The sequence below is a fragment of the Paenibacillus oceani genome (assembly GCF_014705615.1).
Taxonomy (GTDB): Bacteria; Bacillota; Bacilli; order Paenibacillales; family NBRC-103111; genus Paenibacillus_AB; species Paenibacillus_AB oceani.
The window spans coordinates 119,519-130,718 of sequence record NZ_JACXJA010000026.1 but is presented as its reverse complement, the minus strand read 5'-3'; the positions used below and the strand labels follow the sequence as shown (position 1 = coordinate 130,718).

The 11,200-nt window shown below is 54.0% G+C and carries 6 protein-coding genes; 2 read left to right on the top strand and 4 right to left on the bottom strand.

Annotated elements, in window-relative coordinates:
- Positions 1-106 precede the first annotated feature (106 nt).
- Positions 107-1,618 carry a diguanylate cyclase domain-containing protein gene (locus IDH45_RS19045; RefSeq protein WP_190929710.1) on the top strand — a complete coding sequence of 504 codons (1,512 nt, stop codon included), beginning with the start codon at positions 107-109 and terminating at the stop codon, positions 1,616-1,618.
- 946 nt (positions 1,619-2,564) lie between these two features.
- On the opposite strand, the gene IDH45_RS19040 is transcribed toward IDH45_RS19045, so the two are convergent.
- The 4 genes from IDH45_RS19040 to IDH45_RS19025 form a co-directional block, all read right to left on the bottom strand.
- Complete coding sequence (locus IDH45_RS19040; protein WP_317891235.1) at positions 2,565-2,957, bottom strand: GNAT family N-acetyltransferase; 393 nt, start codon at positions 2,955-2,957, stop codon at positions 2,565-2,567.
- A gap of 76 nt (positions 2,958-3,033) precedes the next feature.
- Positions 3,034-3,477, bottom strand: coding sequence for a GNAT family N-acetyltransferase (locus IDH45_RS19035; RefSeq protein WP_190929708.1), 444 nt, complete (start codon positions 3,475-3,477; stop codon positions 3,034-3,036).
- A 90-nt stretch (positions 3,478-3,567) separates the two neighbouring features.
- Positions 3,568-4,968: a hypothetical protein gene (locus IDH45_RS19030; protein WP_190929707.1), complete on the bottom strand. Its 1,401-nt coding sequence runs from the start codon at positions 4,966-4,968 to the stop codon at positions 3,568-3,570.
- A 136-nt stretch (positions 4,969-5,104) separates the two neighbouring features.
- Entirely contained in the window at positions 5,105-6,013 is a 909-nt protein-coding gene (locus tag IDH45_RS19025; protein ID WP_190929706.1) for a GNAT family N-acetyltransferase, read from the bottom strand.
- A gap of 474 nt (positions 6,014-6,487) precedes the next feature.
- On the opposite strand from IDH45_RS19025, the gene IDH45_RS19020 reads away from it, so the two are divergent.
- The gene (locus IDH45_RS19020; protein WP_190929705.1) at positions 6,488-11,161 is read left to right on the top strand and encodes an S-layer homology domain-containing protein; all 4,674 of its coding nucleotides are present in this window, start codon (positions 6,488-6,490) and stop codon (positions 11,159-11,161) included.
- The last annotated feature ends 39 nt before the right edge of the window (positions 11,162-11,200 follow it).

The following is an 11,200-nucleotide window of genomic DNA, read 5'->3' as shown; positions in this document are numbered from 1 at the left end:
TCATATCAAAATTTAAATTTTCCATAAAACGAATCTCTTAAAATAGTTTACAATAGGTAAGGCACACCTCCTTCGTTTACTACCCAGGAAAGATTTGGTGAACCCCATGAATATACAAGATGCGTTTACCCTGCTGTTCACACACGGAATACCGATCTTATTTTTTATGTACATGGCTACGGATGTACTCTTGCGGAATCAGAAAAAAACGGAGCACATTCTGCTATCCCTGATCGCCGTTTGCTACATGCTGCTGTTCGTCGAAGAATATGTGAGAAACCAAGTATCCATCGAATACAGCCCGGTTCTTTCATCGCTTTGGCTGAGCAGCGTGGGGATCGTGATTCCCGGCATTTGCTTTCATTTTCTGATCAAATTTTCGCAGCTTGACAAAAAGATGCCGCGGTTTCTATATCCCTACATCTTTTACTTGCCGCTTTTATTTGTCGCCGTCAATCTTGCATCGGGAGCAGGCTTCATAGCGGCTCAAGAATTTACTCAAGCCGGTTTGTGGAAGCTGCCCGTCTATAATGCCGGCTACTATATAGCGATGACCGCGAGCATATTCACCGATCTTATTTATCTGATCCCGCTTCTGATCGCCAAGTCCAGATCGGTCATTCCGGAGCAGAGGTCGATCTACAACCAGTTGATCTGGGGCGTAGCCGTGTCCATCCTGTGGCATGTCGCGTTCGGCTATATCAACTACGGGGATACTTTGCCGCCTTACCCTTATCTGTACAGCGGCATCGTCTGGTGTTACTTCTTAAGGCATACGATGAAGAAACACGACTTCTTGAATTTGTACGACAAACGGTTCGAGAAGCTGTTCCAGCTGAATCCCGACGCCATTCTCCTGATCGACAGCAGCGGCAGGATCAAAAATGCAAACCCGGGAGCCTCGCAGTTGTTCGGTTCCATGGTCATAGACAACGTCCGAATTACACATTTGCTTGACGCCGAGATTAAAAACCGCATAACGTCCAAAGTGCCGATCAAGCAATATGAATCCGAAATTCAACATAACGGCAAGCGGATGTCCCTGCTCGTCAATGCCGATTACGTCTGGGTGGACAATGAGCATCATGTCCTTTTGATTTTGCGCGACATTACGGCCCAGAAGCAGCACCAGGAAGAGATCCGGTTTTTGGCTTACCACGATCCGCTTACCCGGCTGCCGAACCGCAGATATTTCTACGAACGTCTGGACGAAGCCCTGCAGTATGCGGAGCAGCATCGGGAGACGGTGGCGCTGCTTCTGATCGACCTGGACAAGCTCAAAATACTGAACGATACCCGCGGGCATCTGGCGGGCGACGAAGCTTTGCAAAAGGCGGCCCAGATTTTGCAGGAAACGATCGGAGACCGGGGCGTGGCCGCACGTATGGGCGGAGACGAATTTATTGTATTCATCGGCCGTTCTCCGTCCCCGCAGGACGTTCAGAATACAATTCAACAGATGCAGCATCAATTCGCGTCATTTCTCGTGAAATACGGAAGCTTGCCTCTAGGCATGAGCATCGGAGTCAGCTATTATCCGGCAGATGCCGCCGAAGGGCAAGCGCTCATCAATCTTGCAGACCATGCGATGTTCGAGATGAAGCGGCTGCGCGCTTGAACTGCCGCGTCGTTCTGAAGCGAATCTGAATCTGAATCTGAAAAGGGCTACTCCCAAGCAGACGATCCGCAGTTGGAGTAACCCTTTAATATGGAACTGTCAAAAGAACATCGATGTCGATGTCCGAATAACAGTTCCGCCTAGTTATCTGTACCTATCCCGCTTCTTCACCAATCGAATAAAAGCTGTCGATTGCCAGTTCAATCTCGACATAGGTGAAGCCCCCATTTCAGCACTTTAATTAGGGTTCGACTAATCTTAATTCATATCGCGGTTATCCCATAGTGATCAGTGTCATTACTTTGTCATATGACAATGGGAAGCAAGTACTTTTTAGGGGGAAATAGTCAGGTTCATGCGTCCGGAATGACCTTTCGCGTGCAGACCCACACGTTGGTGCGCGGGAGGGGATGGGGACCTTCGCTCCAGCCGCTCGTCGATGGGGGTTTGCGGGAACTGCTCGACTCCGGATGAAGTCCGTTGTGTACCCCTCATTCTTGTGAGCAGATCATGTGTAGCTGCGCGCTGAAACGCAGTGCGTACGAGTTGACTAATCAAATAGGAGTCTTTGGCACCCCCTATTTTCGGCATAGGAGGACGATAGAGACGAATAAAGGCGGTTTGTACCCCTTATTTCAGCCAACTGATGGGGAGCGCACCCTTTTCGCGGATTTTAGCGGCTTCAAACCGCTCGTATTCCGTGTCCAAGCGGGTTTTCGGACAAAATAAAGGGTACAAACCGCTCTTATTGGGTTCCTTCCCCGCGTGAAGCAGGGCAGTGGGCCAAACGGCCCCCCTCTATGAGCCGCTTGCGACACTTGCTGGCTCAACAAAGGGCGATGACCCTTCCTCCGCTTGACCACAGTGAAGCGTTTATATATCTGACGTATATAAAAAAAGAAGCAGTCTGCTATCGAACAGATCTGCTTCCCCTCGCAGGTTACGGTCATAACCGGTATTCAAATTCGATTTCATGGCGAATGGGAATGCCGTCGAAGCCGTTGAGCGGGATCGATGGCTTTCCCTTTCTAGCTTCCGTTATCGCGTGCGGGTGGACCGCTTTCAGATCGTACCCTCTTTTCTGGTAAAAACGGATCGCCTTTGTATTATCGTTGGACGTGATCAGCCATACCCTGCTGCAATTGCTTTTTTGGGCCCGGCGGACAACCGCCTCTATCAATTGGCTACCGATCCCTTGGCCCTCCAGCTTGCTGTCCAAAGACACGATCTCGCACTCGTCGTCCTGCATGTTATACATGATGAGTCCCTTGATCTCATCAGCGATGCACGCCGCATATCCTGGCAATTGGTCCAAGGCATGGACTCGTCCTCTGGACACAACAATGGCCCCTCGGAAATCCCGGATTCGCTCTCTTAGGATGTCGTTTATTTCTTGAATGATCATGGAAATTGCCTCACTCCTGCTCGTTTCGGTAAGGGAGCGTTTTCTTGAAATAAGCGGCGGACTCCTCATACCCGATAGACTTGTAGAATTCGCCGGCTCTTCTAGTCGCAAGAGCAACCAGCTTGGAACCTCGAGCGGCGGCCTGCTCCTCCACCAGGGCCATCAGCTTCTTGCCGATGTTCATTCTTCTGTACGCCTCTGCAACAAATAGCTCCTCCACCGAACTTACAACTCCGTTTGCGTAAAAGGTTGAATGGCGATAAGCCAGTACGTATCCGATCAGTTTAGAATCCATCTCAGCAATGAACAGATCCGCATGGGCATCCGTTATCACATGTCGGAAAGTCTTGGAGAAATCCGCCCTGCAGAGGGTAAAGCTTGTCGCTAATCGTGTCGCTAGATCGAATAATTCGTCTTCATCTTGAAGAGAAGCTCTTCTGTAGTGAGGGCTCATGCCGATCCTCCTCGTTAAGCCCGCCTATACGCTTTTCTCAATTGCCTACCAGAATATAACATCTGAAACAAATGCGCCACAGACCTTACCTCACTCCGTCTCCAGCAGCTCACAGTCGTACCACATGGCCGCTTCCCCGGTACTGATATTGCGGAGCGTGTTGACCCGTTCCCCCAGCGAATACAGCTGTTTGTCGCTGCTTACGTACAGTTGGGCCGACTCTGGAACCGGCTCGCTGAGCAGCGTCAGGTTCTGAGCGGAATCCACCGCGTACAAGCCCGCTTCGATCGTCGGTCGTTCCCCGTCCAGCGGATATGGGGTCAGTTGAACGAAGATGCGACCTTCCTCCGTTTGCGGATTGGCATACCCGATTTCGCCGAAATCGAAGGATCTGCTGCCGATACCCAGCATTTTTACAGAGAGTTTATTCCACTCCCGGTTCATGCTTTTCAGTTCGCCGTCAGCATTCAAATGAGCCAGCCGAAGCGTATCCAGCAAACCATGCCCGTGGACGAATTGGATATCGGAAGCAATCCAAAAGCTGCCGTCTTTATTCGGGATAACCTTGTCCGGAACTTGCGGAAATTCGCCGAGTGGTATTGCGTTTCCATCCGAGTATATGTACACATAACCTGTGCGCAACGAAGCCGAAGTAAAAACCGTCCTCTTCTGAACAGCCAGCAGCGAACGATTATTGTTCAGTTGGAACAGGGTCCCGCTGAACTCAACTTTAGACGAGACTCCCGAAGGTTCAACCATCTCCGTTTTTTCGAGCAGCTTAAGCCCCTTGTAATAAAGCCCATCCTCGCGCTCCTCCACCTCCGCCGCTGTTCCGCGATATGGATCGGCCAGTCGGGTCCGTTTGATTTGCTCCTGTATCTTTTGCGATTCCTCTTGGTTCATCCAGACCGGTTCGCCCGACAGCGACTTGCTTACCTTAACCAGATTGCCCGGTCCGGCCGGCGGCATGACCGATGGAGAGATATACAAATCATTCGCATCATCGAATACGATATTCCCCAGCACCTGCCGCTGACCGCCGATTACGTTCAATCCGTTCTCGGGGTCCCAGTAGATCGTCAGCTTCAACTGATCGTTCACCACACTCCACGTCAAAGGCATGTAGGTAATTCCTTGGAGCTCGAGAAAAGGATACTCTTCCCGGCTGTTGTCGATGGACGTCCCCGCGATCGAGATCGGGTAAGCCGATTTGACGGCGGTGTAGCTGGCCGGCAGTACTCGGCTTGCGGACAAGTCCTGTTTGAAGGCCGGTTTCGTCCAAGCCGCAGACGTTCCATAAGCCGGCGGGGATGCTGAATCAATTTGCAAACCTGTGTCCGCGTCCCATCCCAGACCAAGGCCAAGCGCTATCGCGTGGTCCCATGTCAAGGGCAAATACGTAATCCCGCCGTAAGTGATAAACGGATATTTGGAGTGGACATTATCTATAAGCTGACCGTTGATTCGGACCGGATCGTCTGTCACGGACACCCGCACATTCGCCGCGTGAGCGACCGAAGGAGTTCCCCGCACAACAGGACGACTAGAACTAGACTCCGCATAAGAAGCGCGATATGGCGTTTCACTGGAAGCACATCCTTCACCGATATATTTTTTTCAAAAAGACTTAAAAAGCAGCCGTAATCGGAAAGTGAATCTGCTTCGGAAGCTCGATAGCCCCCCTTACCATCAAATGACCCGGAGAAGGTATCGGCGTCCATGGCCCCGGATGAAGCAGGTCCGGATGAAAATAACATTCCACCTTCGATACCGGTTCGCCAATCGCCGCGGCCGCTTCATCAAGTTTCGGTATCCGCCTCCCGACGATGTCGTACAGCTTCAGGGTCTCGCCTTCAAATTTACAAACAATCAACGCCTTAAGCTGCTCGGAGTAATACAAGTTGGACTGCAACTGCGGATCGAGCATGTTCAAATAAAAGGATGCGCCGTGCGACATTGGAGCAAAAACAGACGATACGGGCGCATGTTGCCGGAATTGTTCCTGGATCACCTGCACATCTTCTGCATTGGTTAAGCTCAGCTTCCTTAAACTCGGTATGCTCCGTATGCTTCGTGTGCTTGGTCCGCCCGGACGATATCGATAGGGAGAGACGAAGAACGTTTCTTCGACTTCCCTGAAACCGAAGCCTTCATACAGCCGCGGCGAATCGGTAAATAAAAAGCCCGCCTCATGCCGCCGGTCCAGCTCAGTCAGCATCGTCTCAAACAATTGACGAAACAATCCCCTCCCCCTGTGCCCGGGGTCGGTCATGACCGATTGGATGCCCGCCGCATTCACCCTCCGCCCGCCGATCCTCATCGGCAGCTCGAACATTGAAACGTTGGCAACCGCAATGCCATCATGGAAATAAGTAAACGGGGTGTACGTAGGATTAGCGAATCCGCTTGCGTATAACGCCTTGAGGTCCGATTCTTTCATATTGAATACCGCTTTGAACAACGGAAACAGCCGCTCTCTTTTCGGTTCATCCGCATTGTAATTCCACTCGAAATCATACTGGTAGTTGTGACTCACGACATGTCTCCTTTAATTCGCGCTCCGAATCTTCAATCACAGGTAGTATCGCTCTCAGTAACAGGATAATTTTCCCTCCTCCGTCCGGTCAAGTTGTAAATCCTATTTATTAGATTTCTACGCGCGACCGCCGGCGAATCGCGAAAAGGCCGCCTTGGGCGTCCACTTCCACCGAATCCAGCATATCTAACCGTATAAATCAAATTTAGGGGCTCCCCTCAGAGGAGGGTCAATAGCTGTATCCGAAAAAAATCAGCCGTTTTCTCCACCGGCAGTACAAGTAGTTCCAACGTCCCGAGCCTATCGGGACTTCCGTAACACTAAGGCTTCGGGGGAGTCCCGCCGAAGTGCGGACTTGAATTAGAATGTCATCATAGTGCCAAAAGTTGTCATCATCTGCTCTATAAGAGGATACCGCGCCCACCTATAATGAAACCGTATTCCAAACAACCAGAAAAGGGAAGGTGGAAAAAATTGCGTAAAAATACGGCCAGGTGGAGCGTGCTCCTCGTCGTCTGTCTGCTAGTCTCGCTGTTTCCGAATCTCGGAACGACGGCGCAAGCGGCGGGCGGCGATGAAAGCGCTGCCGTCAGCAATGCGGTGTATGCCGTGACGCAGGACGGAAGCAAGAAGCTGTTAGTAAACCACATTAACGTCGATGTGGACAATCCTCAGAAATCGGACTATCTCGCGATCTTTACAAGCGGGACGCCGGTCACCAATGTGGCAGGCAACAGCAACGTGGTGAAAGTGAAAAAGAACAACGCAGCGATCCAGGTGGACGCACAAGGCGTCGTCCTTAAGGTCGCAGGCCCGACCGGAGGCCTCAATCCGACCAACAACGCGCCTGTAGCATGGGAACCTGATCAAACTGTCGCGATTCCGCCGGGCGGGTTCATCATTCTGGCCTCCGACAACAGCTGGGCTAGTAAAAATTTCCGCAAAGCGCTGTACCATGCGTTCCAAGCGGGCGATACGGTTTTCCTCCAGCACGGCGGAGCACCGGTCACCCCGGAATACGTCCTGAACCTGCCGAGCCTGCAAGTCCAAGGGGCAGAGGGAGCGACGGTAACGACCGCCACATACAATGTGCAGGGCAAGGTGCTGAACTATAAGCCGGACGCCGGGCTGTCCGTCACAGTAGGCGGCACGCCGGTTGCAGTCGGGGCCGACGGAGCGTTCAGCCAGACGGTGACGCTGGTCGAGGGTGGCAATACCGTATCCGTCCAGCTGCTGAAAAATGCCGCCGTACTGCAAGAAACGGAGCTGCAGCTCGTGTATCAGAAGCAGAGCGGCGACCTGATCGAGATCGAGGCTCCTCCGGAGGACATTACGATCGTCGTCGAAGGACCGAAGAAACCGATCAATTACATCGACAAAGATGTGACGAGCATATCCAATATTATTGCCTTGTTCACTCCCGAATACGGCTCGAAAATTCAAGTGCCCGCCTTTAACGTGGCGATTCAGGTAGACAAGGACAGCAAAGTAACCAAGATGATCAATCCGGCCAGCGGCAACAGCGCGCCGTCGTGGGTCGGAGGCGAGTTGGAGATTCCGCAGGGCGGCTATGTCGTCATGGCGCAAGACAACAGCTACAACTCGTATGACATCAAGAAATATTTGGCGACCAAATTCAAAGTCGGCGATCTGGTGAAGCTGCGCAAAAACGGCAACGTCGTCTCCGTCACCGACCTAATGAGCGGTACGGGCGCTGTCCCGAGAATGCAGCTGGACGGGCTCTCGATGTTTACGACAGCCGATACGCGGACGACGATCGCCGGTAAAATTACGAATCCGACCGGCGCTTCCCTGACGATCGGCGGCAATACGGTCGCCTTGCAACCGGACGGCACGTTCCAGCATACCGCAGAGCTCGCGGCCGGACCGAATTATCTCGACGCCGTCTTGTCCAAAAACGGAAACGAGCTGGACCGCAAATCGATCGTCGTATTCAGCCGGCCTTCCCTGACTTCGGACAAGCAAATCATTTTGTGGGTCGACCAGGCGGCCAACGCGAAGAAATTCCAGTCGAGCCAAAGCGTCCTTCACTTCCTTACCCAAGCGAAGGAAGCCGGCGTGACCGACATCGCGTTTGACGTCAAAGGGGTTGAAGGTTACGTCTCTTACAAACAAAGCGATCTGACCCATCGCCCTTACGTCAGCGAGATGGTAGCCAGCGACCGGAAAGGCTCCAATCCCGATCTGGACTTGCTGGAGCTGTTTTTACAGCACGGCCATGCGCTCGGACTGAAAGTACATGCAGCCTTTAACGTATTCGCCGAAGGGTCCATCGCGGTGAAAGACTTTGCCGTGATCGACCAGCATCTGGACTGGGAAGAGCGGGTTTTCCGTCCGGAAGACAACGGGGCAATCAAACGTCTGAGAGAAAGCGCCTACGGCCAAAAAGGGCTAACCGGAGGTTCCGGCGGCGCAGCGGTCCTGTTCGTCAATCCTTCGAATGACGAAGTCCGCGACTTCCAGCTGAAGACGTTCGAGGAAGTGTTGAAAAACTACAACGTCGACGGCATCATTCTCGACCGCGGCCGTTACGACAACGAAACCGCCGATTTCAGCGATTTGACGAAAGCGAAGTTCGAAACGTTCCTGCAGCAGCGCAGCAAAACGCTTACGAAATGGCCGGACGATATCTTCCGTTATGTGGACGGCAAACGGGTGGACGGTCCGCTTCTCCAGGACTGGTGGGAGTTCCGCTCCGGCACGATCGCAAGCTTCGTGGAGGAAACGCGCGACCTGGTCGACCGCTACTCGTCCTCCAAAGGGAAGAAGATCCAAACGTCGGCCTATGTCGGCGCCTGGTTTGAGTCTTATTACTTGAACGGGGTTCACTGGGGAAGCAAAAACTTCCGCTATGACAGCCGTCTGAAGTTCCCGAACGATTCGATTTATACGAATGAGTATTATCAGACCGGATATATCCATGCGCTGGATTTCCTGATGGTCGGCACTTACTACAGCACAACGCCGGAGATTCAGCGGTATCTGACGCTGGACTCGATCGTCACGAACGGCGAAGTGCCGCTGTATGCCGGGATGGCGCTTGCGGACTTGCAGTCCCCTGCCCTGCAGCGGGAAATTTTCCAAACGGCGCTGGGCGGCTCGAACGGCCTGATGCTGTTTGACGCTTCGCTCGCCAACTGGCCGATTGTGAAAGCGTCCATCGACAACGAAGCGTATGTGAAAGATTATCAGATCGGCATGAGCAAGCCGGGCCATCCTTCTTCCTTTATCGAAGGCAGCTATTACAACGTCAGCCGGAATTCCGGCGACTTGAACGTGTACAACGAAGAGTTCGGCACGTCGACCGGCGCGAACCGTTTCGGCGTCGAAGTCGTAGCCGACGCGACCGGCAAAGTAACGAAGATCGCCAATAAAACGCAGGCGATCAGCTGGAACTGGGGCGCACCAGAGGACAACAACAGCGCGATTCCTGCGGGTGGCATGGTCATCTCCGCGCTCGACGAGAACGGGGTACGCACGAAGCGTCAGCTCGTAGCCAATTCGTACAACGTCGGGGACGACATCCGGGCCGCCGCCCTTTCCGGATACATGGCGTACGACGGCAAGACCGTATCGACCGCTTACCCGCAGATCAAGGGACATGTCAAACTGCTCGGCGCCGGAACCGATGTCGCCGTCAGCCTGAACAATACGGCCGCTGCAGTCGCAACGAACGGTGATTTCACCGGTACCGTCCAACTGCAGCAAGGCAGCAACACCGTCACCTTCGCCGTTTATGTCGATGGGATGAAAACAAACGAGAAGTCGATCCAGCTGACGTACACGCCGGGCAGCACGGAAGAGCCGGACGATTCGACCTCCCCTTCCACCGGCGGAGGATTCGGACCGGGACCGTCCACACCGTCTCCGGAGCCGAAGCCGGTTGACGGCGGCGTAGTCCTGCCTTCGACCGCATCCGAGACGACCGACGCTCAAGGCAAGCCTGCCATGAAAGTAGCCCTGGACGCGAAGGCGATCGCTCAAGCGCTGGACGCGCTGAAGAAGCAAGGCGGCGCAGCGAAAGAAATCGTCGTCGAAGTGCCGGCCACGAAGCCGACCGCTCTCGTGACGCTTTCCCTGCAAGATCTCGTCAAGGCCGCCGATTCGGTAGCGGGCGCGGTGCTTACCGTAAAAGTCGGCGATGTCAGCTACAAGCTGCCGGCCGATCTGCTTGATAGCGCTGCGCTGGCCGCCAGGCTCGGCGCCAAAGTGGACGACCTTCAAGTTACGCTCTCGATCGAGAAAAAATCCGGAGCGGATGCAAAACCTGTCGCGGATGCGATAAAAGCGGAAGGCGGCGAAATGATCGGGGACGTCTATGATTTCCGTATCCTCGTCCAAGCCGGAAGCGAGTCGCTGGAAGTCCGTGATTTCGGCAACCGGTACGTGGAACGCTCGATTGCCCTTTCGGGCGGTGTACCGAGCTATGCCACCGCAGTCGTATTCGATCCGGTCACCGGGGAGATGACGTTCGTACCGGCCCGGTTCAAGCAAGCAGACGGCAAAACGATCGTAACGATCAAGCGGACCGGCAACAGCCTGTACGCGATTGTTGCAGCCGACAAAGCTTTCCAGGATACGCAAGGCCACTGGGCGCAGGCCGATATCGATCTGCTGGCCTCGAAGCTGCTGGCTAAGGGCGTTACGGATCGCGAATTCGCTCCTGACCGCCCGATTACCCGGGCCGAATTCGCAGCGCTGCTCGTCCGTGCGCTCGGTCTGACCGAACGCCAGGACGACGCCTCGTTTCACGACGTGCGTTCGGGCGACTGGTATGCGCAAGCGGTAGCTGCGGCAGCCGGCGCCGGACTGATCAACGGTTACGAGGACGGCTCGTTCCGTCCGAACCAGGTGATCAGCCGCGAGGAACTGGCCGTTCTGGCCGAACGCGCTGCCGCCTTCGTCACGAGCCAGCCTGCCAAAGGAACAGCGAGTGCCTTGCAGCCGTTCGCGGACGCCTCCGCGATCAGCGACTGGGCTAGAAACGCAGCCGCTTTCGCTGTCGCCGAAGGCTTGATGAACGGAATGAGCGACGACGCGTTCGAGCCGAAGCAGCAATCGAGCCGCGCGCAAGCCGTCGTTATCCTGAAACGTCTGGCGATCCAGTTCGGTTTGATGGACCGCTAGAACATAGGCAGACTGCACTTCAACTAACAAAAAAACGGG